The sequence below is a fragment of the Vibrio sinaloensis genome, from assembly GCF_000808535.1.
In the GTDB taxonomy this organism is placed as follows: Bacteria; Pseudomonadota; Gammaproteobacteria; order Enterobacterales; family Vibrionaceae; genus Vibrio; species Vibrio sinaloensis_D.
Genome location: NZ_JWLV01000049.1, coordinates 47,569 through 72,670, shown reverse-complemented (window position 1 = coordinate 72,670; position 25,102 = coordinate 47,569). Strand labels below are relative to the sequence as shown.

Genomic DNA, 25,102 nt, shown 5'->3' with positions numbered 1-25,102 from the left:
TGAATAGCTATGCCGTAATGCGCCATGAACTACGAATTGTTAGACTCTTTTTATCGAATAGGGAATCACTCCAAGGCAAAGCCACAAAACTCATCCAAATGAAATTTAATCAAGAAAATAACACAATAAACAAAATATAAAACCAACAAAACCACATAAGTTAGTTTTAAAGACCAAGTTGAACGCTTGCATATTGATAACAACCTTGTCATAAATACTGGCTGGAACATAGTGTAAGGATACAAAATGAGTAAGCTGTATGTAGGCTCTGAAGTTGGCCAATTGCGACGTGTATTGCTAAATCGTCCAGAGCGAGCATTGACTCACTTAACGCCCTCTAACTGCCATGAACTGTTGTTTGATGATGTACTTGCAGTGGAAGCTGCGGGGGAAGAGCACGATAAGTTTGCCCAAACCCTCACCGAGCAAGGCGTTGAAGTTCTGCTTCTCCACAACCTACTTGTTGAGACCTTAGCGGTTTCAGAAGCCAAAACATGGCTACTCAACACGCAGATATCAGATCTACGCTACGGCCCTATCTTTGCCCGAGACCTGCGTAGTTACTTATCCGATATGGATAACGAACACCTAGCAACAGTGCTACTCGGTGGTTTAGCCTATTCTGAACTCCCTATTAAATCTGCGTCGATGCTGCCTAAAATGCATCGCCCTCTCGATTTTGTCATTGAACCACTCCCTAATCATCTATTTACTCGAGACACGTCATGCTGGGTGTATGGCGGTGTATCACTTAACCCGATGATGAAGCCAGCTCGTCAACGTGAGACCAATCACTTACGCGCGATTTATCGCTGGCACCCTGTGTTCGCAGGCCAAGATTTCATTAAGTACTTTGGCGATGAAGATCTCCATTATGACAACGCCAATATTGAAGGCGGTGACGTGTTGGTTATCGGTAAAGAGTCAGTGCTGATTGGTATGTCAGAGCGTACAACAGCACAAGGGGTTGAAAACTTAGCCGCCAATCTGTTCAAACACGGTCAGGCAAAAGAGGTGATCGCAATTGATCTACCCAAGCATCGCTCGTGCATGCACCTTGATACTGTGATGACGCACATGGACATTGATACTTTCTCTGTCTACCCAGAAATCATGCGAAAAGACTTGGACACTTGGCGCTTAACGGCCAAAGATGATGGTGACATGAAGGTTGAGCAAGTACCAAGTTACATTCATGCAATTGAAGAAGCGCTCGAGGTCGATTACCTCAAGATCATTACCACAGGTGGTGATAGCTACGAAGCAGAGCGAGAGCAGTGGAACGATGCGAACAACGTTCTTACGGTCAAGCCTGGAGTCGTCATTGGTTATGAACGTAATGTTTATACCAACGAGAAGTATGACAAAGCGGGCATCGAAGTTCTCACCATTCCTGGTAACGAACTTGGTCGCGGCCGAGGTGGTGCTCGTTGTATGAGTTGCCCAATCGAACGCGATGGCATCTAGGGTCAATCACAACGCAAAAAATAAGGGTTGATGCATTCACATCAACCCTTTTTGTTTTTATAGCGAGCCGTATAGCCGACTTACTCTGTACCGCCTACGGTTAGAGAGTCTAGTTTCAAGGTCGGTTGACCGACACCAACCGGAACACTTTGACCTGCTTTACCACACACGCCGACACCGCGATCGATGCTCAGATCATTACCCACCATAGAGACTTGTTGCATCGCTTCAATACCCGAACCGATCAATGTGGCGCCTTTAACTGGGCGTGTAATTTTGCCATCTTCAATTAAGTAGGCTTCAGACGCTGAGAAAACAAACTTACCCGAGGTGATATCCACTTGGCCGCCACCAAAATTCGGTGCGTAAAGCCCTTTCTTGACGGTTGAAATGATCTCTTCCGGAGTATGCTGTCCTGGTAGCATGTAGGTGTTGGTCATACGTGGCATCGGTAGGTGAGCATAAGACTCACGACGACCATTACCCGTTGGATTAACACCCATCAGGCGCGCGTTGAGTTTGTCTTGCATGTACCCTTTCAGCACACCATTTTCGATCAACGTATTGTATTGACCCACAACCCCTTCGTCATCGACGTTGAGCGAGCCACGTAGATCTTTTAGCGTGCCATCATCAACAATCGTACAAAGCTCAGAGGTGACCTTTTCACCCACCTTACCACTGAATACCGACGACTCTTTACGATTGAAGTCACCTTCTAAACCATGGCCAACGGCTTCATGCAAAAGGACTCCTGGCCAACCAGAACCAAGAACGACAGGCATTGCACCGGCGGGCGCCGCTTCTGCTTCAAGATTCACAAGCGCCATTCGAATCGCTTCATCCGCAAACTGATACGCAACTTGGCTACCTTGCGATTCGGATAAGAAGAAGTCGTAGCCAAAACGACCGCCACCGCCAGAACTGCCTCGCTCTCGACGTTCTCCGCGCTGAGCGAGCACGCTAATAGACAAACGAACCAGTGGACGAACATCTCCCGCGTAAGTACCGTCTGTCGCGGCCACCAGCATTTGCTCATGTACGCCACTTAAACTGATCGACACTTCTTTGATCAATGGTTCCTTGGTTCGGATGTAGGCATCCAGCTCTTTAAGTAGCTTAGTTTTTTGCTCTTTTTGCCAGCTTTCCAGAGGATTAACGGCGCCGTAAACGGTCTGGTTATCCGTGCGTTTAAACGCCTGAACTTGACCATTTTGACCTTGTTGGGCAATACCACGAGCCGCAATAGCGCTTTGCTTCAACCCATCTAACTGAATCTGATCGGAGTAAGCGAAGCCTGTTTTCTCACCGGTTACCGCTCGAACCCCAACACCACAATCAATGTTGAAAGAACCATCTTTAATAATGCTGTCTTCCAGTACCAGAGACTCGTGCCAGCTTGACTGGAAATAGATGTCTGCGTAGTCGATCTGACGCGTTGCTATACTCGCAAGGGTATCCGCTACATCTTGCTCGGTCAGACCTGCTGCACCTAGCAACGCATCCTCTACATGATTAATTGTCATACTTCGCTCTTATACTTTTAATTGATTGTGAAATCGTGAGTGCTGTAGCACTGGCATCGTCGTTCTTAGCTCTTCTACTTGAGCAAGTTCAACATCCACCACAAGATTTTGGGGCTGATTCGTAAGGCTTGCAACCACGTCACCCCAAGGGGAAATGACCATGGAGTGCCCCCACGTTTCTCGGCCACATGGGTGAACACCGCATTGATTGACTGCCACGATCCAGCTTTGGCTCTCTATGGCGCGCGCTCTGAGCAATGCTTCCCAATGCGCTTCCCCAGTCACCGCTGTAAACGCTGCAGGAACCAGCATCATGTTGGCACCTCGCTGCGCCAGTTCATTGTACAGCTGCGGGAACCGGACATCATAACAGATTGTAAGACCTAGATGACCGATAGGTGTTGGCAATGAAACAATGTGTGACCCAGGAGTAAAGGTTTCTGATTCACGGTAACGGCTGTGACCATCAGCAACGTCGACGTCAAACATGTGCAGCTTGTCGTAGTGAGCAACGCACTCTCCATTCGGGTCAAACACCAGTGTTGTTGTCGTCACACCTTGGGCACGCTTAATCGGCATGCTTCCAATCACCAGCCAGATGCGATGCTGCTCGGCCAGTTGAGAGAAACGCTGCTGAGCAATACCCTCTCCCATGATTTCTGCATTGTGGTGATAATCCACTCGACCACCAAATACGACACAGTTTTCAGGTGTGATGATGAGTGACGCTCCTGCATCAGCCAGCACCGCAACTTGAGTGGCTATATACTCCAAGTTACTAGTGACGTCGGGCCCAGAGGTCATCTGAATTAAACCGACTCTTTCCATGAGTACTCTTCCTATTCCAAGGATCCTCGTAATTTTTCGGGTAACGCAAACTCGCCTTTGCTACGCGAAAGCTCTTTAACCACTGGCGAATCTAACGGCCCTTTAACTTCGTAGTTCACTTGGGTGAATACCTCGACCACCGGTGAGATAACCGTGGTTATCGCCAGCACATACAGCGCGGTTTGCGGGGTTACTGCAAAGGCGGTAAGCACTGGGATCCCTGATGTGATATCTGGAACGAAGTTGACTTCAGCATCAACGGTTTGACTGTTTAAGTTGGCAAGACCACGAATCGTCATCTCCCCCGCCACCGCATCCATTTTGATGTCATTCGTTAGGAAAACCCCATTTTTAATCTGACCACTGCCGGTAATGGAGTTAAACGCCATACCGTTGTCAAAAACGTCGGTAAAATCGAGCTGCATCTTTCGAATAATCGAATCGAGGCTGAACAATCCAAGTAATCTTGCCGCCCCACTGACATCGGAGATCATCCCTTTGCCCAATCGCGTGTTCACATCGCCTTGGAGAGATTCCACTTTCATCGACCATGGCGCCCCATCCCACTCGACGTTCGAACTGATGTCGAATGGTGCGCGCTGAATACCTGAAGAGACACCAAAGCGTTCCATCACATCGCTGTTGTTCTCGCCCGATATTTGAATATTTAACTGCGTATGGCTGCGAGTGTCGTCGAGCGTCCAACGACCGCTCATTTCCGCTTTGTTAGTCCCACTCTCAAAAGAGAGCTTTTTCCATTCGATCGAATCGCCTTGGCGCTGAACATCCATATGGGTTTTGCCCACTTTATACCCTTGCAACCAAAAGTCATCGATGGTCAATGTAATATTAGGCAAGAGTTCATGGAAACTCCGGTCAAACTCACTGATTAATGGTAGATCTTTTGCCTCAGGTTGAAACAACGATTTGTCTTTATACTCGGTGTCCAAGGCCGGAATATAAAGATGCAGTCGATCAAGTGCGACGGAAAGATCATAAGGTGCTAAGTAGCTTGCCTCACCGGATGCCTCTTGGCTTTCAAGGTTCATGTACCAGCCAAGTCCCTTTTTCTTTGCAGAGAAATCGACGTCGTTCCACTCAATGCCCGCCAAGGTCATCTCTTTGGTATTTATCTCAATACGTTGCGGCTTTGGAATTTCAGGCGTGTTCATGTCGCTGATTGCCGACTGAGCGACAGGCTCAGGCGTGTTCATAAACTCAATCCAACCATCGAGATCGAAGTGATTGGTCCTAACTTGAGCATGATGACCTGCAACAGGACTGATTTTAAAACTCCCCTTACCAAGCACCAAGTTGGTCGCTCTTAAGACCGGAGTGTCAGGGCGAATATCAATCTCAGCTTGATACTTTAAGTTAGGCAATTGTAGGCGCGCGGTAATACTTTCTTGGTTACCCGATGCCTGCAACCTAGCTTTACCCGACTGCTGAGTTGGCTTGTTAAGTGGGTATGGGTAATCGCTAGCAATCCAACGTAAATCCGCCGTTGTGTCAATTTGGTAGGTAAAACCGACGTCGTTGAGCTGGATGTCGACGCCCATTCGCCATGGCGCGTGACCTTGTAAAGGATCAGTCCATTTTCTACCAATGTACGGGCCAATCGGTTTGATGTCCCAATCGCCTACCACATCAATATCAACACCATAACCTTGAGCGACATTTTCACCGCTAAAGTCGATGGCAATGTCTTGATCGAGCAGTTGTGCAGAGAGGCCAGCCGCTTTGACCACATCATTATCAAACTCGATACGTCCAGTCACATTTGCAAGGCTCATTGGCGGGGCGTCTATTTCAACATGATTACCAGCAAGATCGGCGTAACCCCATGCTCGTGCATCTAGGTCGGTGTCAAACGGGATATTGAGCTGAAAGCTCGATGTGACAGGACCTTGAACTTGAATCGCGGTTAGCGCAGCACCCACTGAATCAACCAATGGAGTAGTGTTCATATAGTCACGAACGGCATTGCCCTGAGCAACAGCACTCGCTTCAATTTCAATGTGCCCGCCCTCGGCTAACTCTGGAATGCGACCGGTAATTCGACTCGCTTTCACATCCTGAAGCGTTGCGCTGCTTGAATCCAAATACATCGCATCATTTTGGAAAAGGAGGTCCAATTGCAAGTCAGTGATTGGCGGCCAAGCCGTGTCAAAACTGAACTTCGCGTCTTTTAACCCAACCCAAGCTTGGAACATGCCGTCATTGTTTTTATAGGGGAAGTTCGCCAGCTCGCCATACCAAAGCAACTTGGCGGTATCCACTTTACCCGCTTGGATTGCAGTCGAAAGGTAGTCAGTGAGATCTTGTCCTAACGCCAACGTCGGCAGGTAACGCCAAGTCTCCCCCGCATTATAAAGATCGGCTTCAGCGTAGAATGAAAGAAATGGACTGCGCTCTCTAGGAAAGTCGAGTCGAAACGCGCCCAAGACCTGCAGATCGGGGGTGGCTGCGGTGACTTTATCTGCCCACAGACGCCAGCCTGAATCGTCTTGTTGCCAAACGATATCCACTTCGCCCTGCTTAATATTCAGCGGCGCTTGAAAGACGTCACCATATGGTAAGGTGTCATCAATCAAATTTAACTTCGCACGCGCTTGATTAAGATTTCCGCTCACGGAAGCTGAGAGATGATGCAAGCCTGGCAGCAGGTCCCATTGAGAGATCGAGCCATTGGACAGTTCCGCCGAGTATCTGAGACTATCGAGATCTGCGCCCATTGAAATGCGCACATCTTCAATCAGCCCACCAATAGCCAAGGTTTCTAACAGTTTGGTCGTTTGAACGGATTCTGGCGCAAGCTTAACGAACGGCGTGATCGCAGCGATATCCAACTGTGAAATGTTTAATCGCCACTGCTGTGGCTGCCAATCGAACGCCATGTCCAATTCTGGCCATGGAATATCGTCAGTGCGAAGCTCTAGTGAGTGAGCATTTACTTGCCAACCTTCATTTGTCGGTTCTAGCTCAAATACGCCCGATTCAATCATCAAATCATGGCGCTGACCTTCTTGCCAAATCAGCTCTGACGCTTCTAGTTCTAGATAAGCGCCAACGGGTTTGGAGTGTCGTAACGTGAGCCAGCTATTGAAACTCAGCTGGCCTTTTTCTATCCCGGTTTCTGTCTTCAGGTATTTGGTCAACCAAGGCGTCACCAAAACATTTTGCGCCGATAAATAAAACTCTCCACTCACATCACTGAGCGATCCATAGTCGACGAAATTCGCTTTGACTTTGGCAGAGTTAATACTGCTATCAGCAAAGCTCACTTCACCATCAGCAAGGTGATGACGGCCATTATTTTGCCAACGCAGCTTAGCGATTTCTAGCTGACGCTCTGAGCCATCAACCCCTTGAAAGAGAATGCTCGAGTCAAGCAGAGAAAAATCATCCATTTGCCTTAGCAGCAATGAATCGAGCTGCTCAACCACATTCTTTTGTGACCCTTTCGGTTCTAGAACCGTTTTGTCGTCGTCAGTTTTTACCGTTTCAATTGAGGTGATATCGAGGACAAGTTGATGAATGATCAGATCGGCAACAACAGGCTGGCGCCGAACGAGAGACTGGAAAAGGTCTAATTCAACTTCAACCCGATTGGCACTGAAGGCAATCCCGCTACTTTTTGGGGTATGCACTTCGACGCCTTGCAACGAAATAGAAGGGTGCGTATTGCGCCAAAAACCATTGATTTCAGCAATTTCGAGATCAAAACCCGTACTGTCGCTGACCCAATTTTTTATCGGCTCTTGGAAATGGTTAAGTTGAGGTAACGTAATACGCAAAGCCGTCACCGTGATAGCGAGTAACACTAGCACTGTGACGACTACCCATAATACAAACCTTGCTAAACGCGTTGTTGCTGAGCTCACATACAACCTTTACATCATAACGACGTCAAACTGCTCTTGAATATACAAAGGCTCAGCTTGAATCTTAACTTGCTTACCAATAAATACTTCCAGCTCAGCAAGAGCATGTGACTCTTCGCCATGGAGAGTATCCGCAACAGCCGGGGAAGCGTATACAACAAATTTATCTGCGTCGTAGGCTCGGTTAACTCGAGTGATTTCACGTAGAATTTCGTAGCAAACCGTCTCTACCGTCTTCACGCTTCCACGCCCTTCACAAGTTGGACACGTAGAACAAAGGATATGTTCAATACTTTCACGTGTGCGCTTGCGCGTCATCTCGACGAGACCAAGCTGAGTAAAACCGTTAATATTGGTTTTGACGCGGTCTTTATCTAATGCGGCTTCTAATGAAGTAAGTACACGCTTACGGTGTTCATCTGAGGCCATATCAATAAAGTCGATGATGATGATGCCGCCAAGGTTGCGCAAACGCAGTTGGCGAGCGATCGCCTGAGTGGCTTCGACATTGGTATTAAAGATGGTCTCTTCTAAGTTACGACGGCCAACGAAAGCCCCAGTGTTGATATCAACCGTGGTCATCGCTTCGGTCTGATCGATAATCAGATAGCCTCCCGACTTGAGCTCCACTTTGCGATCAAGAGAACGCTGAATCTCATTTTCGGTGTCGTACATATCGAAGATAGGCTTATCCCCTTCGTACAGCTCCAGCTTTTCTGTCAGCTCAGGAACGTATTCGGAGGTGAACTCTTTGAGGTTCTCGAACTCTTGGCGCGAGTCGACTAAGATTTTGGTTAATTCGGTACCAACGAAATCGCGCAAGATACGTTGTGATAAACCAAGCTCTCCGTATAAGGTTGAGCGGTTTTTATACTTAGCTTTCCGCTCCATCACTTTCGACCACAGGCGCTTTAAGAAGGCGGCATCTTGAGAGAGCTCCTTATCTAACGCGCCTTCTGCTGCAGTGCGAATGATAAAGCCGCCATTTTCATCGCAGTAATGACCCACAACCTTCTTTAAGCGATGACGCTCATCTTCACTTTCAATTCGCTGTGACACCCCAACGTGGCTGGCTCCCGGCATAAACACCAAATAACGGGAAGGTAGGGTAATATCGGTCGTTAAACGTGCGCCTTTGGTGCCAAGCGGATCTTTGACAACTTGGACAACGATGTCCTGCCCTTGGCGAACAAGCTCAGAAATATCGCGGACTTGAAACTGCTGCTTTTCGTTTTCCGCGACGCACTCGGTGTGCGGGACAATATCGGACGCGTGCAAAAACGCCGCTTTCTCTAGACCAATATCGACAAACGCGGCTTGCATTCCGGGCAATACCCGACTCACTTTACCTTTGTAAATGTTTCCAACAATGCCACGTTTGGCTTCACGTTCAACATGGATTTCTTGTAGGGTTCCCCCTTCAATCATGGCCACGCGAGTCTCACTCGGGGTCACGTTGATCAGCAACTCTGCACTCATGAGCGCACCTCAATGTAAATTATAAAAATTTTTGCAGTAGCTGGTCAGTTTCAAATAATGGAAGCCCTACCACAGCGTGGTAACTGCCTTCGATACGGGTAACAAAACGCCCACCAATTCCTTGAATTCCATAACTGCCAGCTTTGTCGCACGGCTCACCTGTTTGCCAATATTGTTCTATTTCGTTCTCTGACAGGATTTTGAACCATACGTCGGTCGATACAACGACCGTTTCTTGTTGTTCTTGACTCACGACGCTGACTGCGGTCATCACTTGATGCTCTCGGCCAGACAGCATCATCAGCATCTGTTTGGCATCTGCTAAGTTTAGAGGCTTTTCCAAGACTTTTTCGTCGCAGACAACGATCGTATCCGATCCCAGCACCACTGCATCAGGGTGAAGCGTTAATGCCGCCATCGCTTTGTCTTTTGAAAGTCGCGCAACGTATTGCTGCGCGGTTTCATTCTCTTGCTGTGACTCTTCGACGTTAGTCACCACAATGGTAAAGGGGTAACCCAGTTGGCCTAACAATTCTTTGCGACGCGGCGATCCTGACGCCAAAATAAGTGATTTGTTCATCGCTACCTCACATGCCAATGACGGCGAACACGACGCATGAGTAAGAACATCCACGGCCACAAAATGCAGTTAATCAACCCGCTCCATAAAGACACGGGATTGAAGGTGACATCTTGAATTAAGTATTCACCAAAGAAAATTAACACGTCGAGTAGCATGGAAAAGAGACCAATTAAGATCGCTTGCTGCCACAGAGCCATGTTTCGAATAACCAAAAAATTCAATGCGACTAGGTAGATAACGACCGACATCATCATACCTCGAATGCCTAACGTGGAACCAAGCAAAAGATCCCAAAGCAATCCGAGAATCAAGGCGCTACCGACATTTACTCGATGAGGTAACGCCAATACCCAGTAGCAAGTCACAAGCAATAACCAAGATGGACGAATCAGATCTAACGTTCCTGGCCACGGGATGGTTTGCAAGGTCAGCGCAATCAGGAACGAACAGAGAATAACCAAGCGTCCTTTAAAGATACTATTCGCCATCCGAGACTACCTCTTGCATATTTTCCGGCGCAGCCTGTTGAATTTTTTCCTGACGCAAATCACTTGGCCAAATCAGAAGCAAGTAACGTAAACGTTCAAAATCAACCACAGGCTCCGCTTCAATCAGGGCAAACTCACGAGCGTTGTCGCGCTCAACATTCGCCACATGGGCAACGGGATAACCTTCAGGGTACACCCCTCCCAAACCAGAGGTCAGGAGCAGATCGCCTTCTTGAATATCCAAACTGATCGGAATGTGATCCAAGTTAATACGCTCCATATTGCCACTACCGGAGGCGATCACTCGGATATCATTGCGGATCACCTGTACAGGGATCGCACTCAAACTGTCGGTCAGTAGTAACACGCGGCTGTTGTGGGCAGAGACAAAGGTCACTTGTCCAACAATACCTTTTTCATTGGCCACTGGTTGGCCAACGTAAACACCATCAATCTGACCTTTATCGATCACGACTTGATGGCGATAAGGGGAAGTATCAACGGCCATCACTTCGGTCACCACTTTGCGTTCGTCACGAACAAAAGAGGAACCCAGCAGCTTTCTGAGACGTTGATTTTCTTCTCGATATTGATCAAGAAGAAGGAGATCATTTTTGAGGCGCAATACTTCTCGTTTTAGCGTGAGATTACTTTCTACAAAGTTTTGGCGAACATTGAATCGCTCGTAAACGCCGTCAAACATCACACGAGGGACATCAGCTAAATACTGAATCGGCGCAACCATGCTATTAAGAAAGTAGCGTACTTGAGCAAACGCACCTAAACGACTATCAGCCAGCATAAGGCTGGCTGATAAAACAACGGCAAAAAACAGACGTAATTGAAGTGAAGGTCCTCGGCCAAAAATAGGCTTCATTGAATATGAGTTCCTTATTTCTATGACCCTAGCTTGTCACTAGGTACTACGATTATTCTTCGCTAAATAGATCGCCACCATGCATGTCGATCATTTCTAAAGCTTTACCACCACCACGAGCGACACAGGTAAGTGGATCTTCAGCAATCACGACTGGGATGCCGGTTTCTTCGGTCAGTAAACGGTCTAGATCTTTTAGTAGTGCACCACCACCAGTTAATACCATACCATTTTCTGAAATGTCTGACGCAAGCTCTGGTGGACATTGCTCTAGTGCAACCATCACTGCAGAGACAATGCCAGTTAAAGGCTCTTGTAGTGCTTCAAGAATTTCGTTTGAATTGAGGCTAAAGCTACGAGGTACACCTTCCGCTAGATTGCGACCACGCACTTCGATTTCTTCAACTTCATCACCTGGATAAGCAGAACCGATCTCATGTTTGATCTTCTCGGCTGTCGCTTCACCAATCAAGCTACCATAGTTACGACGAACGTAGTTGATGATCGCTTCATCGAAACGGTCACCACCGATACGAACTGATGACGAGTAAACCACACCGTTTAGTGAGATTACCGCAACCTCTGTCGTACCGCCGCCGATATCGACAACCATTGAACCTGTTGGTTCAGATACGCGTAGGCCAGCACCAATTGCCGCCGCCATTGGCTCATCAATCAAGTACACTTCACGCGCGCCCGCACCGAGTGCGGATTCACGAATTGCTCGGCGTTCAACTTGAGTCGAACCACAAGGCACACACACCAGTACGCGTGGGCTTGGTTTTAGCACGCTGTTATCGTGTACCTGTTTAATGAAATGCTGCAGCATTTTTTCTGTCACGTAGAAATCAGCGATTACGCCATCTTTCATTGGACGGATAGCAGAAATGTTACCTGGCGTTCGGCCCAGCATTTGTTTTGCTGCATGACCTACCGCAGCAACGCTTTTACCCGCACGGTTGCGGTCTTGGCGGATGGCAACCACTGAAGGCTCGTCAAGAACAATGCCCTGTCCTTTAACGTAGATAAGAGTATTGGCAGTACCTAAATCGATAGATAGGTCATTTGAAAATATGCCACGAAGTTTTTTGAACATATTCTTCGCTCGTCCTGAAAGAATTATAAGATAGAAAATTGCACTAAATGTACCAATGCCTTGCCACTACAGCAAGGCATTGAAGCGTAAACATGGGCTGAAACCCGCAATTTCTAACAGATTCCTAACGATAGGCAGATAAATGACAAAATTTACTGTCCGAATAACCCAGGCTCACCACGGAAGATCACTCGATCATTGCCGCGGAAAATACCAAAAGTAACCACAGAAGAAGGATCTTCATCACCTAATCCGCGCCAATCGTATTGAAGCCAAGGTTGCGACAACGTGCTTCCACAGCCTGATACAACCCCATTAGGGCGATTGCTTCCCAACCTCATCCAAAACTGTACTTGCTCTCGTATCGAATGAGAGTCGTCGGGGACAGCCCGAATCACATTGCTCTCACCATTAGTCACTTGCTCCCAAGGGGCAGTGTCTGAACCACTCAGCTTAGAATTTGAGTTGGTTCCCGATGGCCAGACGGTCGTTTTGCACACATAGTTGGCCATTGTGGCCAACTCTGACACGTTGTCTTCACTGTTCGTTGTAAATGTGCTGCCATTCCAAAATTCAACCCTAAGCGGAATCGCGACGCTGTCTGCTATCGTTGTGGTTGCACTCTGTAGCACCATCCGACCGTAACGAGCGGGCGGCTGGGTCGGAAAGTTTTGCTCACTCACGCTCGATGTGGCATCAAAAGAGGCGGGATCATGGCTGGCAACCACGTTGAGACCAAACTTAGTGGCCACTGACGCACCGCTACCTGTGTTAAAGGGCCCATTTTCCACAGTTTGGGCAGGTGATGACGCAACATAGTGACGCGCCAACACAGCATCCGTGTCGGTCACTAACCAACGCGATGTCCCGTCAAGTGCAGCAGACCAACTTCCGCTAGGGGTATCCAAAGTAAGGCTATTTGGGATATCAGGATCAGCTTTCAAACCAAACCCTGCCTGCAATGCACTGTCGAACAAGTGATAGTTGCTAACGGGAGTGGTCGCGCCTAACGGATAAGGTGCCACCTCGACTTCCGCGCTCATATAGGGCTGGTCTAAATAAGCGATACCTCCCTGACCAATCGCCGCCTGCCATTGAGCACGAGTAATGGAAAAATTCGCGGGGTAAAAACGCCCAACGTCAGCGACAACTGCAGGCACGTTAAAGCCAGATTGAGAAAGGTAACTGTCTTGTTTTGCAGAAATCGATAAAGTCCCAACCTCATTCCAATTTAACGCTCGCGAACGATTGATATTGGACGTGGTTGTCTCAATCACCTGACCTGCAAACGGCAATCCATCAAGGACTAAATCTCCTAAACTGCCTCCAGACGGGTAGCGAAGAGCATATGCTAAGGTTGATTCAGCCACGTAACCATTGTGGGTAAAATAGCTCTCAGTCACAGGAGCGCTACATAAATTGTCCGCTTTGACCGAGGTATTAGGCACCCCATCATTGTTGCTGTCTAATCCAGATTGCCAGTTGAACGCTTTTAGGAACACATCAACATTCGAGCCTGCAGGTGCAAACCCACCTGACGATTCAGACGTATAGTTGGGTAACGCGCCATTTTGCGCACAAAACGTGGTCGCAAAAGGGCGAAAATAGAATCGTTTTGTCGAGGTTAATGTTTGAGATCCAGAATCACCTGATCCTGTAAAGTCTACAATGCCCGCATCGTCCAAACGAAGTTTCAGCGAGCCATCTGCAGCGGTTTCCGTCCCCCCCGCTACTCCATCTTTAAAGGAGATCGGCAAGTGCGTGTTTGCATCTTCCCAGCCTCGCTGACCACTCTTTATCTGTAATCTATGCGAACTACTCGTAGGCATTTGAGAAGTTGAGAAATCCACCACTACGCTACCATCAATATCAATGACTCGGCAGTTTAGTTGATTACCTTCTCCTTGCGCTCCTCGAACCATAATTCTAAATGGGAATTCCCGACCAGCAACTTGGAACGTATCATTCCCGTCTACACCATCCGAGGGCACTATACTCGCCTCTCGCGCAAGGAACATGTATGGACCAGCAGTTTCAGACAGCCCTTCACTGTCGACATAAGCCGTGATGTTGTAATGATTAAGGAACTTACTATGAATATAACCGCGCACCGTGGCTGGGCCATTACTGGGAAAACGCGCGTTATAATCATGATCGGTGGTACAACGATCTGAAGAAATATCACCATTGCTACTCCAACACGCATAGTCGCTTCCCGACAATGGTGTGGTTTCGACAAACAGGCTCTGGCCTTGTCCATCAACCACATTCCCTGTCTTGTTGTCGATAAGAGAAAAATCAATGGGAATGCCGTCACATGCCAAACCAGAGGCACGAATGGGCGTAATTCTTAGAGCAAGATCCACCGTCTGGTCAGCACAAAGGTGACGTTGATTATAGACCTCGAGAACTTGAGCCGCGGAAAGAGACGCATCGAACACTTGAACTTCATCGATAAAACCATCAAAGCCACGATTTGCTCTATCTTGACCAATTTGGAAAGATAAGTTGTTGGTTAGCAACCTAGGTGTATGGATAGGTACATAATAGTAAGCACTCAATTGACCATTTATGTACATTTTTGCTTGAGTCGGACGGTTTGCATCGTACGTCACGGTAATGTGCGTCCACTTATTCAGCGGCACTGTACCTGCACTGTAAAGATTATACGCCGGATACCCAGAGGTATTCACCTGCCAGTACCAATAGATATAACCACTCGACGTCAGATGGAACTCATAATTAGTATCTTTCGTCACAATTGACGCAAGATCAGAAGAAGGATAACTCTTAGGGTAGATCCATGCAGATACAGAGACTTCTTCACTCATACTTAACGGTAAAGAGTGAGGGACTTCCACATATTGATTACTGCTACGGGTAAAGCTGCCGTAACCACAAGTACCAAAGCGATTTGCATCATTAGGCCAAGCTGGTAAATCCACCGCCGTGGTTGCACTATTAATCGCGGTGCCATGGTGATTATTGCCTGACACATCCTTCACTTCACCATTGTTACCAGACCAAGACTCCTCTAGATGGTATTTCGCAACAGGCGAAGGAGTAGGATCGCTAAAACACGCACTTTGACCGATGATGGCGCTATGTTGGCTCGACATGGTCAACTCCGGCGTTGAGACCGCACCAAACACATACGTCCCGCTGCCAATTCTGACGTGTCTTGCAGAGATAAGAGCATGGATATCAACAGGGCTCACTCTGTCACGAAACCATACATCCCCTTCTGGCGCATTAATCCAAAGTGTGTCAGTTTCAGTTTCCTGAGTTTCAATATCTACAGAAGCACCGATGTAGACAAAGCCCCTGTCTGATGGCGCGGCTGCATCAACCACAATTTTAAGCTGTACATCATTTCCAAACTCAAGCTTCGATCCTGGCGCCAACACGGACAGTTTGTGATGTAGATACCTGCCAGGAGAAGTGAAATCTAAGGTGGTTGTAACATTGGCAGTAAAGTCTTTGATTACGTATCCAGGGTTAAGCTTTACCCTGATCTCATAATTAGAATACGGAGCGTTAATGATGAGATTTCTAAAGTTGCCTGTAATCGCTAACGTCACTTGCTTTTTAACATCATCAATATCTACCGTACAATCATTGCCACAGTTGACGGATTCAAAGTCATTAACCGTCAAACGCTTATTTACGTTTCTAAAATCATAGGTAGTCACTGTCGGCTTGCTGCCTTTGTAACTCGTCGCGCCTGACGCACAAAGCCCAGCTTCACAACTGGTGAACTTACTGTAGTCAGTGACCCTATCAAAAGGCACTAGCAGCTTTGTTTTTGAGCTGCCACATTCCGTCTCTGAGTCGGTACAGTTTCTAACATTGTCACGAACAAAGTCATTACTCCAGCCGGCAATATAATAATCGAGATGTGGCGAGTTAACCGTTTTCTCCTGATTAATGGTTAACCTACTTGTGCTCGATTGCCACCCCTGAGCTGGGTTGGGAAATGTCCGACACGCTTCTGTAAGGTCAAAGGCAACTGAATTCGCTGAAAGCAAACTCAACCCAACAAAAATACATAGCTTGATCCATCTAACCATCGCTATTGACCTCTTAACCACACTTCTTGACTACGACGCATCTGATTCACGCCCGAACCACACGTTACTTCAGAGCTTAGGACAAACATCTGACTACCATCAGCTAACACTCCACCTCTTGCACCACACGTCACTTGAGCATCAGCGCAGTTGATCACCGCTGGAATCGTTCTTTTGGTTCCATTTACAGAGCTGCAAGCGGCTGACACATCAAATTCATCCGCAATATTATCTCTTGGCGGATAAATTTCTCTGAGCACCATTTCATTCGCAGAGTGAGCAGAAAAAGCGGCCTGAAGACCGATGACGTCTTTGGTGTGGGCATCATTATTTGACCACTCAATTCGACTTAAGCTGGTGGCAAGAAAGCCCATTACCACCAAGACAAAAACGACGACAATGTATAGGCTACCGGACTGAAACTTACTATGGGACATTCAACACCTGCACATTTTGGCGGAAGTTTGTCGACTCATCACCGTCTTCGTTGGTAAAGTTGAGATTAATGTGTATGCCACCACTATTCTCAAACGTAGCAGGTGAGTAATTCAAACTGCCAGTTACTCCTTGGTCTGAAACAGGAAGAAGACTGGTACGATTCACCAAACGCTGAACTCGTTGGTTAATCAGGCAATAACTCACCTCACCATCGGGATCATAGATGTAGTGGCGACGGGATACCGAATTACCCACCAAGTCATTCGCTCCGCCCGTCAAAACAAAGACATTGTTCGCACTCGAGACGCTATTCAGTGGAAAAACATTGCTGCTTGGCATCGACTCTGTTGGATTGATTACCAAATTAAGTGAATTTAAGTCATCCACCGTCATCGATTCACTACCAATAACAAACTGTAGATCCGCACCCGACACCGCGTAGAAACCTGACGTCATAATCGGATAAAAGGAAATACAGTCTGTCGCCCCTGCCAATAGATCATTGCTAAACATATTCGGGACAGCATGACGAACTTCTCGGCTCATTTTCTCCAATACGAACTTAGCTTGCGTCTGCATCCGCTGGCGATCAATGGTATCGCGATAACCTCGCGCACCAAGATCAACAAAACCCGCAATTCCTAGCACCAGAATACTGCCCACGATTAGGGTGATGACCATTTCAATCAGAGTAAACCCCGACTTTTTCATCAGTAGTTTCCTTTATAGGCTCGTAATTCGATGGGAGTTTGGTTAAGCGCAGAGACGGTCAATACTATCTGCTTAATAAGGCTTGGCTCTTGGTAAGTTACTTGAATATCTAAGCGAAAGTTTTGATAAGTCGTATTCCCCACACCATCTCCAACCAATACGTTTAAGTCTCGACACCCATTGGCGCCATTTGGCTCCCAACACCCAATATAGTCATCCACATCATTATAGGCAGCAATCACCTCTCCATCAGGACCAAGGCCATTGACCGATGCATCCATCCCTGAACAAAATTGATAAGAGGTACCCACTGCGGCGCCTTCACCACAGCGCAGTTCACCACCAGCAAAATTGCTGTACTCATCAAATCCTCTGGCCAAAACCATCGACATGACGCTCTGGCTCAATGCCGCGGCCCTAACCTGATAATGTGGATTGGCTGAGCGAGTAATTTGAGGCACTAAAAACTGGGTAATGGTTATCATGGCAAACCCTATGACAACAATGACAATAACGCTCTCAATCAAAGTAAAACCACGCGCTCTCGTCATGAGCACCCTCCGAGTGACACATACCCTTGAGCATTTATCGCCACGACGCAGCTTTCCTCACTGGACACAATCGAGATAGACGCCCCAGATGCGGCTGCTCCAACCGGATTACCCAACAAATCGAACGAAATAGGCGCGCTAGGCGATGAAGAAAAACGGACCATTTGAGAGGCAACCCAGTCACTGCGAGAATCAGAGCGCTCCGAACAAGCTGCCTCTGAGCCGACGCAACTGGTTTGGACATCCAATGTAAAGTTTTGATTACTCGCCAAGGCTGCACTCGCGGTGATGTTTGATTGCATTCGATTCACTTGCACTTGACGCACAACGGAGACCACTTGATGTTGCAACACAGCAGCGGCTACATCACCACGCCCTGAATAGCGACTTGCGGCATAGGCAGAAATGATTGCCAACAACAGAATGACAACAATTAACTCAACCAAGGTAAACCCTTGTGCCCGTCTAAGTTTCATAGAAACCCTAAGTAATGAAATTTACTGCTTTGATTATAAATGAGATTACGTGCGTGAGAGGCAAATTTATGCAGTTTTGAGAACGATTTAGAAGATGAGAAAAGAAAAGGCCAGCAATGCTGGCCTTGAGTATCACTAGCAACCAGTGTTAGTCACAGTAATAGTAGGAGCCCCCGCAGATGCGTTAGTTTCGTAGGAAACAAAGCATGTAGTATCACTGGCGCTACCGGAAAAGCTGTAGTGAATTACAGGTGGTGTCGCTGTCGAACCAGAGCCCGAGACTGCAATCCAGTCTCCATCATTTGCGCCTAGGCCATCTACCGCGTTGCCAATACCATCTGTGGTTGCAGAAGGGTAACCGAATGTAAGTGCAATGCCTGTTGCACTTGACGCAGCGGTCACTGAGCTTACACCCTCAACGCCATCAATTGCAGCGCGACCATAAACAATACCTGCTGCGCCAGCCATCGCCCCTTTCAAACCTTGTAGCGAGGACTCGCGTGCATCTGACTGTAAGTTAAGGAATCGCGGTGCCGCAGTTACAGCCAAGATACCCAAAATAACAATTACCACCACGAGTTCAATCAGGGTGAAACCGCCTTGTCTTTTCATAGTTTCTGTCTCTCTATGTTGTTAGCGCAGCTCTACTGCAGCGTTACGGTCACACGACCAGTCTCTATTTCATACACGAACTGATGTTCGGTGCCTCCCTCTTGCTGAATATAAGTGCAAGTTGAGGCGCCATTGTCAGCCTGTGCTGAATATTTTACGTTTGAGTTAGTTCTTGCATTCGCCACAGTGTCGACACTTGGTGGGTTTTGCAAAAGATTGTCCATCAAATCAATACAAGCCTGATCCGTTAAGCTTGTTGGGAACGACGTATCATCCTCATTCAGAGCATAAGGATAACCGTCGCGAAATCCTGTATCCGCTCCGCTGCTGTCTTTTGAGCGCGTTAACCAGAAATCAACGCCATCATAATCGACGGTATTGTACTTTTCTGTGCCGACAGTCCTTGAAGGACGAGCCAAGGCTTCCCACTGAGCTCGTGCTGACAGGACACCTGTAGCAAAGCCGCCCGCTACACCTTCAATGCTCGCTTTTTTAGCTTCATCAGTAACATCCAAAAACCGAGGTAATGCAGCAACCGCGAGTAAACCCACCACAACAATCACAACCACAAGTTCGACTAACGAAAAGCCAGACTGTTTTCTAAACATATAAATTAATCCACGTATCAGTACTGTTTATTATACTGCCAAGCCACAATATCGCTATTGCTCTTGGGCAAAAATATCACTCTGCGACCAAAACAATTTTAGCAGAAAAATGCTTATAGTTCAGATCGATAACAACATGTCGATTCATGCCGTAATCATAATCACAACGATAATGAGAGCCGTCAGAATGATTATGAATATTGATAGGTAAACTCTCCAAAATCTGCTTATCCGGATAGAGTACCTTCAGCCAATAATCGCAATCAATGTCACCCGCCTCGTTGATAGGCAGCACCCAACCATTTTGCGAAAGAGTTAACAGCTCAGAGTCAATTTCGAGATGACTCGGTTGCTGTTGTAGTAGCCACTTCTGCTTATAAAAGCTTGCTCTTTCAATGATTCGCTTGGTAGCAACTAAAAACGCGCTGTCATTAGCCTCAATTTCCACTTTTTGAAAAGCTGACAAAAAACTCGCGGTTAACACCATGACAACAAGTAACCAAGCCGAGAAGCGCATCCGCCTCAGCATCAGGATGGCGTTACCCTTTGATCGCATCCAACATTCCCCACATAGGTAGGAAAATACCCAGTGCGAGAATCAACACCATGCCCGCAACAACAAGCAGAAGTATCGGTTCAATTCGCGCGGTTAGGGTTTTAAGATCGTAATCAACTTCTCGATCATAAAAGTCCGCTACTTCTAACAGTAGCTCATCAATACGCCCTGTCTCTTCCCCGACAGAAATCATTTGAATGACGAGAGGTGTAAAGATGCCGCTGTTTATTGCCGTAGAGGAGATGGTTCCACCCGCTTCAATGGAAGATTTCATTTCAATCAAGCGGTTTTCAAGAAATTTATTCCCCAGCGCCTCAGCCGCAAGTGCAAGAGATTGGTTTAACGGAACCCCTGCTTTTAACATCAACGCAAATGTCCGAGAAAACCGCGATAACTGAGCTCGATTAACAAGGGGACCAACGATTGGCATTTTTAGGCGAAACTTGTCCCATTTTTCACGTCCATTGGCCGTTTTGACCCAAGCATTAAAGCCAAACAACACGCCCACTATCACCGCGATCATGACCAACCAGTAGTTGACGAAAAAATCTGACATAGTAATCAGAATCCGAGTAGGCAGAGGAAGGTCGACCCCAAAGCGGCTGAACATCGTTGAGAACTGGGGAATCACTTTCACGTTCAAAATGAACAACGCGATAACAATAAAGCTAATAACAAATGTTGGGTAACGCATCGCCGTTTTGATTCGTTTGCGCGTTTCCACTTCTTGTTCATAGTAATTCGCCAGCTGCAACAGCGCCTGATCCAATCGACCCGTATTTTCACCAACATTGATCATTGAGACAAAGAGCGGACTGAAGACTTTCGAATGCATCTGCATCGAACCCGCTAGGCTGCGACCATTTGTGAGCTCCTGAGTCACTTCTTCAAGCGCGTGCTGAAGCTGTTTGTTTGAACAATTGGAACTTAGCCCTTTCATTGAACGCAATAAGGGGACGCCCGCTTTGGTCAAACTGTAGAGCTGACGACAAAAAATAACCAAGGCTTCAAGCGGAACCGCGGGCGTAAATAGCTGCTTGAGGTCAAACTCAAACGCAGATTTACCGCCTCCGAGCGTCAACTTGGTCGGGATGACGCCTTTGTTCATCAACTGTTCTGCAGCCGCTTCTTGATTAGCCGCTTCAATTTGTCCCGAAGCAGCAGAACCATCTAAGTTTCGACCTTGATACTGAAATAATGCCATGCCCGAACCTAGATATAGATCGCTTTTTCTACGCCTGATGAATCACCTTCACCCAGGCTCATCACCTCATCGAGGCTGACGACTCCGCTTATCGCAAGCTCCATCGCAGAAGCGAGTAACGGCTTGTATGACGCAGATTCACGAGCAACGCGGGCAAAACCCACAGCATCACTCGCACGAAGCATATCCATCATATCTTGCTCCAATTCAAGCATCTCAAAAACACCAATTCGACCTCGATAGCCGGTAAGGTTGCAGTTTTGGCACCCGCGACCACGAGAGAATGATGTCTCTACTTGGTTAGGGAATCGCTGCGCAAGCCACTGCTTCCTCGCTTCATCAACCTGCTCTTCGGTTTTGCAGTCAGGACAGATCTTACGAACCAGACGCTGAGCCACGACCGCTCGCACTGCACTTGCAACCAAGTAGCCTGGTGCGCCCATATCCATCATCCTCAGCGCGCTATCGACCGCGTCATTAGTGTGCAAAGTGCTCAATACAAGGTGACCGGTTAATGCGGCTCGCAGTCCTATTTCGACGGTTTCTTGATCGCGCATCTCACCAATCAAAATAATGTCTGGGTCTTGGCGTAAAAAGGTTCTTAACACCGTGGAGAAGTCGAGGTCGATTTTAGGGTTAACTTGAACCTGATTGATACGAGGTAAGCGATACTCAACAGGGTCTTCTGCGGTAATGATTTTCTTCCCTGGTACATTAAGCTCACTGAGCGCCCCGTAAAGTGTCGTGGTTTTACCGGAACCAGTAGGGCCAGTTACGAGAATCATGCCATGAGGACGTTTCAATTGACGACGAAGACGCTCAAGTAGATGGGAAGGAATACCAGAGTCATCCAATTTACGTACGCCCGACGACTGATTTAGGAGACGCATTACCACCGATTCGCCGTACTGGACGGGCATCGTGGACATACGAATATCAACCGATTGCCCCTTCGCCTTGATATTAAAACGGCCATCTTGTGGTAAACGCTTCTCAGAAATATCGAGGTTGGCCATCAGCTTCAAACGTAGCACAAGGGCTGGTGCGATGTTGACCTCATTGAGCAAAGTCTCGTGTAACACACCATCAATCCGCTGCCTTAATCGCAATACATCAGCGTCAGGCTCGATATGAATATCGGATGCGCCGATCTGGATCGCATCTTCAAATAGAGAGTTGATCAGTTTGACTACGGTAACTTCATCGCTGTCTTCGCCTTCAATACTAAAATCGAAGGCTTCTGTAACTTGGTGCTCCGCTTGAAGTTGCTCAGCAAAGGACGCGATCTCTTTCGTCCGACGATAATAGCGGTCAAACCCATCGACGAGCTGCTTTTCAGGAGCGATGACAAACTCAATACCATATTGAGGCAGTTGCCCCAATAAAGCTTCTTGAGCAAACAAGTCTGCCGGGTCACTCATCGCAATACGTAACGTATCTTGCTGGCGACCAATGACCAAAGCGCGCAGTCGACGTGCATGCACTTCTGGCAATAACTGGACCGCCTCGACATCGACGTTTGCTCGGCTCAAATCAATCAGCGGAATATCCAACTGTTGAGAGAGGAAAGTCAGCATTTGATGTTCGGTGAGGAACCCTAGCTCAATTAAAGCCGCGCCCAACTTTCTACCCGTCGACTTTTGCGCAGCCAGAGCTTGTTCTACCTGCTGTTCGGAGATAATGCCTTCTTCAACCAGCAAATCGCCAAGACGTTTTCGAAGTTTGATTTGCACTATTTTGACTCCCCTAACTGCTTGATCAAAGCCAAACGGTCATGAATAAATTGCTGCGACTGTCCCGACAAACCGAATCCAGCTAGCGCTTTGTTGTACGACTGCTGCGCTTGCTCAAATTCAAGTGCTCGCTCTTGCTGAATCGCCAAGCCTAACCACCAGCGACCACTTTCCGGTTCAATCTCTACTAGCTTTAGATAACTCGATAACGCCATCTCATTTTGATTGTTCTGCTGCGCGAGCACACCACGAAGAGAGAGATACTCAACACTTGCCTCTTCAGGTAGCGCCGACAAAGCCGTTAGAGCAGCAGCGTTTTGCTTCTCTTTCATTAACAGTTTTGCTAGCGCGAGTCGCAACACGACGCTCTCTTTGTCAAGGCTTATACCCTTTTGTAAAAGCTCGCCCGCTCTACGCACATCACCTTTGCCGTAATAGAGAGCTGACAAAGTTTGGCGAACCTTTGTGTCATACGGCGTGTATTTCAGCGCCTCACTGTAATTTGCTAATGCTTCATCTAGGTTATTGCTATCTAGGGCCTTCTGAGCTCGTTTTTGTGCATTATTAGAAAGCTGCTCTGCCGTTAGCTCGACCTGCTGAATCACTATGTCACCTGAGTTGGCTTTTGAGCTTACCTGCTCGGATTTATTACCCGTCACTTTTGGCTGAGAAGATGACTCAACTTGAGCAAGGGCCACTACAGACTGAGACGTCGCAACAAGAGGCGAGGCTTGATCCGTTTCAGATACCGTAGAAGGAAAACGCGGCACTTCGGAGCGATAAATGGTTCCACCTTGAGTGGTCGCTTTCGCCGTTGGAGAGGGCACATGACTATTAGTTGCTACAGACTCATTAAAAACCGAGGACGGTTCCGGTGCTATTTGCTCTATCTGAGAAGGTTGTTGATAGGAGATCGCCCACCCGCCGACACCTAAACTGATCGCAAACGTTCCAACAACCCAAGGCACAACAGAGCGTTGCTTTACGGGTGACACGCGAATCTGCTCAATCTCAGAAAGCTTTCCCCCTTTCTTACGAGCTAATTCAGACAATGCTTGGTTGATTGCACTCATTATTCTCTCCACCCCCAAAATATGGGACGTTTAAATTTTGGTTTTCTGCTGTCGTACGTATCGTGGATTGCGTCATAAAGATGTTCGTTGCAGACCTTTTTTTCATCACGGCTGCTCGCTACAACCAGTGCTTTGTGACCAATTTGATTGATTAACCGAGGAATTCCACGGCTTGCGCGCCAGATAGCTTTTTTCTGCTCACTGCTGAACAATTGTCGACTACCGCCCGACTTTTCCAGCCGATTATCAATGTACGCCACCACTTCATTGAGATTCAGCGTGCGAATATAGGCGCTGAAGGTAATTCTTTGACGAAGCTGGCGTAAATGATGTTGCTGCAGCCTTGCCTCTAGCTCTGGCTGACCTATGAGAACAATATGAAGCAGTTTCCTATCTTCTGTTTCCAAGTTGCCAAAAAGACGAAGCACTTCAAGGGCATCATCAGGCAGAGCTTGCGCTTCGTCGACAAACACCACCACTTGTTTTCCTTCTCTTGCCAGCTCAATCAAACGGCGTTGAATCAACTCGACCAATGTATTGGTGGCGTGCTCTTCAATACCTAACTCGGCAGCGACCGCAACCCGCAGTTCCTCACCATTGAGTGCGGGGTTGGGCAAGTAAACCAACTGAACGTGATCAGGCAGATACTTGACCATCATGCGGCACACCATCGTTTTTCCAGTGCCCACTTCCCCAATCACCTTCACCAGCCCCTCGCCAAGCTCCAAAGCGGAATGGACAGTATGAATCGCTTCATAGTGTGGCCCTAAGCCGAGAAAGAGCTCAGTCGAAGGGGTTAGCCCGAACGGTAGTTGTTCGAAGCCAAAATAGTCCAAGTACAT

At 47.5% G+C, this 25,102-nt stretch carries 21 protein-coding genes; 1 reads left to right on the top strand and 20 read right to left on the bottom strand.

The window, feature by feature from the left end:
* Positions 1–246: 246 nt before the first annotated feature.
* Entirely contained in the window at positions 247–1,467 is a 1,221-nt protein-coding gene (arcA, locus tag RJ47_RS20210; protein ID WP_038140402.1) for an arginine deiminase, read from the top strand.
* A gap of 80 nt (positions 1,468–1,547) precedes the next feature.
* Here arcA and tldD read toward each other — a convergent pair whose 3' ends face one another.
* The 20 genes from tldD to RJ47_RS20110 all read right to left on the bottom strand — a co-directional run bounded on the left by tldD (position 1,548) and on the right by RJ47_RS20110 (position 25,102).
* Complete coding sequence (gene tldD / locus RJ47_RS20205; protein ID WP_038216272.1) at positions 1,548–2,993, bottom strand: metalloprotease TldD; 1,446 nt, start codon at positions 2,991–2,993, stop codon at positions 1,548–1,550.
* Positions 2,994–3,002: 9 nt separating this feature from the next.
* Positions 3,003–3,821 carry a carbon-nitrogen hydrolase family protein gene (locus RJ47_RS20200; RefSeq protein ID WP_039486510.1) on the bottom strand — a complete coding sequence of 273 codons (819 nt, stop codon included), beginning with the start codon at positions 3,819–3,821 and terminating at the stop codon, positions 3,003–3,005.
* Positions 3,822–3,832: 11 nt separating this feature from the next.
* The gene (locus RJ47_RS20195; protein ID WP_039486507.1) at positions 3,833–7,705 is read right to left on the bottom strand and encodes a YhdP family protein; all 3,873 of its coding nucleotides are present in this window, start codon (positions 7,703–7,705) and stop codon (positions 3,833–3,835) included.
* Positions 7,706–7,714: 9 nt separating this feature from the next.
* Entirely contained in the window at positions 7,715–9,184 is a 1,470-nt protein-coding gene (gene rng / locus RJ47_RS20190) for a ribonuclease G (RefSeq protein WP_005472701.1), read from the bottom strand.
* A 19-nt stretch (positions 9,185–9,203) separates the two neighbouring features.
* The gene (locus RJ47_RS20185) at positions 9,204–9,764 is read right to left on the bottom strand and encodes a Maf family protein (RefSeq protein WP_039486506.1); all 561 of its coding nucleotides are present in this window, start codon (positions 9,762–9,764) and stop codon (positions 9,204–9,206) included.
* A gap of 2 nt (positions 9,765–9,766) precedes the next feature.
* Complete coding sequence (gene mreD, locus RJ47_RS20180; RefSeq protein WP_005472647.1) at positions 9,767–10,255, bottom strand: rod shape-determining protein MreD; 489 nt, start codon at positions 10,253–10,255, stop codon at positions 9,767–9,769.
* Positions 10,245–11,132: a rod shape-determining protein MreC gene (gene mreC / locus RJ47_RS20175; protein ID WP_005472635.1), complete on the bottom strand. Its 888-nt coding sequence runs from the start codon at positions 11,130–11,132 to the stop codon at positions 10,245–10,247. Before mreC ends, mreD begins: the two co-directional genes overlap by 11 nt.
* Before the next feature lie 52 nt (positions 11,133–11,184).
* Complete coding sequence (locus RJ47_RS20170) at positions 11,185–12,228, bottom strand: rod shape-determining protein (protein ID WP_004747218.1); 1,044 nt, start codon at positions 12,226–12,228, stop codon at positions 11,185–11,187.
* Between the two features lie 152 nt (positions 12,229–12,380).
* Positions 12,381–16,298, bottom strand: a complete 3,918-nt coding sequence (locus tag RJ47_RS20715) for a DUF6701 domain-containing protein (RefSeq protein ID WP_052237995.1) — start codon at positions 16,296–16,298, stop codon at positions 12,381–12,383.
* A gap of 2 nt (positions 16,299–16,300) precedes the next feature.
* Entirely contained in the window at positions 16,301–16,735 is a 435-nt protein-coding gene (locus RJ47_RS20160; protein ID WP_039486505.1) for a hypothetical protein, read from the bottom strand.
* Positions 16,725–17,447: a PilW family protein gene (locus RJ47_RS20155; RefSeq protein ID WP_038140414.1), complete on the bottom strand. Its 723-nt coding sequence runs from the start codon at positions 17,445–17,447 to the stop codon at positions 16,725–16,727. The genes RJ47_RS20160 and RJ47_RS20155 overlap by 11 nt, the downstream gene beginning before the upstream one ends.
* On the bottom strand, positions 17,447–17,998 hold the full coding sequence (locus RJ47_RS20150) for a type IV pilus modification PilV family protein (RefSeq protein ID WP_039486504.1): 552 nt from the start codon (positions 17,996–17,998) through the stop codon (positions 17,447–17,449). Before RJ47_RS20150 ends, RJ47_RS20155 begins: the two co-directional genes overlap by 1 nt.
* Positions 17,995–18,474, bottom strand: a complete 480-nt coding sequence (locus RJ47_RS20145; protein ID WP_039486503.1) for a type II secretion system protein — start codon at positions 18,472–18,474, stop codon at positions 17,995–17,997. Before RJ47_RS20145 ends, RJ47_RS20150 begins: the two co-directional genes overlap by 4 nt.
* Positions 18,475–18,609: 135 nt before the next feature.
* Positions 18,610–19,086 (bottom strand): type II secretion system protein, encoded by a 477-nt coding sequence (locus RJ47_RS20140; RefSeq protein ID WP_038140421.1) that lies wholly within the window; start codon positions 19,084–19,086, stop codon positions 18,610–18,612.
* Between the two features lie 32 nt (positions 19,087–19,118).
* Positions 19,119–19,694: a prepilin-type N-terminal cleavage/methylation domain-containing protein gene (locus RJ47_RS20135; protein ID WP_038140424.1), complete on the bottom strand. Its 576-nt coding sequence runs from the start codon at positions 19,692–19,694 to the stop codon at positions 19,119–19,121.
* A gap of 76 nt (positions 19,695–19,770) precedes the next feature.
* Positions 19,771–20,250: a hypothetical protein gene (locus RJ47_RS20130; protein WP_039486501.1), complete on the bottom strand. Its 480-nt coding sequence runs from the start codon at positions 20,248–20,250 to the stop codon at positions 19,771–19,773.
* Positions 20,234–21,454, bottom strand: coding sequence for a type II secretion system F family protein (locus RJ47_RS20125; RefSeq protein WP_005472745.1), 1,221 nt, complete (start codon positions 21,452–21,454; stop codon positions 20,234–20,236). Before RJ47_RS20125 ends, RJ47_RS20130 begins: the two co-directional genes overlap by 17 nt.
* A gap of 8 nt (positions 21,455–21,462) precedes the next feature.
* A complete protein-coding gene (locus tag RJ47_RS20120; protein ID WP_039486499.1) occupies positions 21,463–23,187 on the bottom strand; it encodes a GspE/PulE family protein in 1,725 nt (574 codons plus the stop codon).
* On the bottom strand, positions 23,187–24,260 hold the full coding sequence (locus RJ47_RS20115; RefSeq protein WP_039486496.1) for a tetratricopeptide repeat protein: 1,074 nt from the start codon (positions 24,258–24,260) through the stop codon (positions 23,187–23,189). Before RJ47_RS20115 ends, RJ47_RS20120 begins: the two co-directional genes overlap by 1 nt.
* The gene (locus RJ47_RS20110; RefSeq protein ID WP_038140430.1) at positions 24,260–25,102 is read right to left on the bottom strand and encodes an ExeA family protein; all 843 of its coding nucleotides are present in this window, start codon (positions 25,100–25,102) and stop codon (positions 24,260–24,262) included. Before RJ47_RS20110 ends, RJ47_RS20115 begins: the two co-directional genes overlap by 1 nt.

Coding starts and splice junctions, on each gene's coding strand:
- arcA (WP_038140402.1), top strand. CDS start 247: ATGAGTAAGCTGTATGTAGGCTCTGAAGTTGGCCAATTGCGACGTGTA.
- tldD (WP_038216272.1), bottom strand. CDS start 2,993: ATGACAATTAATCATGTAGAGGATGCGTTGCTAGGTGCAGCAGGTCTG.
- RJ47_RS20200 (WP_039486510.1), bottom strand. CDS start 3,821: ATGGAAAGAGTCGGTTTAATTCAGATGACCTCTGGGCCCGACGTCACT.
- rng (WP_005472701.1), bottom strand. CDS start 9,184: ATGAGTGCAGAGTTGCTGATCAACGTGACCCCGAGTGAGACTCGCGTG.
- RJ47_RS20185 (WP_039486506.1), bottom strand. CDS start 9,764: ATGAACAAATCACTTATTTTGGCGTCAGGATCGCCGCGTCGCAAAGAA.
- mreD (WP_005472647.1), bottom strand. CDS start 10,255: ATGGCGAATAGTATCTTTAAAGGACGCTTGGTTATTCTCTGTTCGTTC.
- mreC (WP_005472635.1), bottom strand. CDS start 11,132: ATGAAGCCTATTTTTGGCCGAGGACCTTCACTTCAATTACGTCTGTTT.
- RJ47_RS20170 (WP_004747218.1), bottom strand. CDS start 12,228: ATGTTCAAAAAACTTCGTGGCATATTTTCAAATGACCTATCTATCGAT.
- RJ47_RS20715 (WP_052237995.1), bottom strand. CDS start 16,298: ATGGTTAGATGGATCAAGCTATGTATTTTTGTTGGGTTGAGTTTGCTT.
- RJ47_RS20160 (WP_039486505.1), bottom strand. CDS start 16,735: ATGTCCCATAGTAAGTTTCAGTCCGGTAGCCTATACATTGTCGTCGTT.
- RJ47_RS20155 (WP_038140414.1), bottom strand. CDS start 17,447: ATGAAAAAGTCGGGGTTTACTCTGATTGAAATGGTCATCACCCTAATC.
- RJ47_RS20150 (WP_039486504.1), bottom strand. CDS start 17,998: ATGACGAGAGCGCGTGGTTTTACTTTGATTGAGAGCGTTATTGTCATT.
- RJ47_RS20145 (WP_039486503.1), bottom strand. CDS start 18,474: ATGAAACTTAGACGGGCACAAGGGTTTACCTTGGTTGAGTTAATTGTT.
- RJ47_RS20140 (WP_038140421.1), bottom strand. CDS start 19,086: ATGAAAAGACAAGGCGGTTTCACCCTGATTGAACTCGTGGTGGTAATT.
- RJ47_RS20135 (WP_038140424.1), bottom strand. CDS start 19,694: ATGTTTAGAAAACAGTCTGGCTTTTCGTTAGTCGAACTTGTGGTTGTG.
- RJ47_RS20130 (WP_039486501.1), bottom strand. CDS start 20,250: ATGCGATCAAAGGGTAACGCCATCCTGATGCTGAGGCGGATGCGCTTC.
- RJ47_RS20125 (WP_005472745.1), bottom strand. CDS start 21,454: ATGGCATTATTTCAGTATCAAGGTCGAAACTTAGATGGTTCTGCTGCT.
- RJ47_RS20115 (WP_039486496.1), bottom strand. CDS start 24,260: ATGAGTGCAATCAACCAAGCATTGTCTGAATTAGCTCGTAAGAAAGGG.
- RJ47_RS20110 (WP_038140430.1), bottom strand. CDS start 25,102: ATGTACTTGGACTATTTTGGCTTCGAACAACTACCGTTCGGGCTAACC.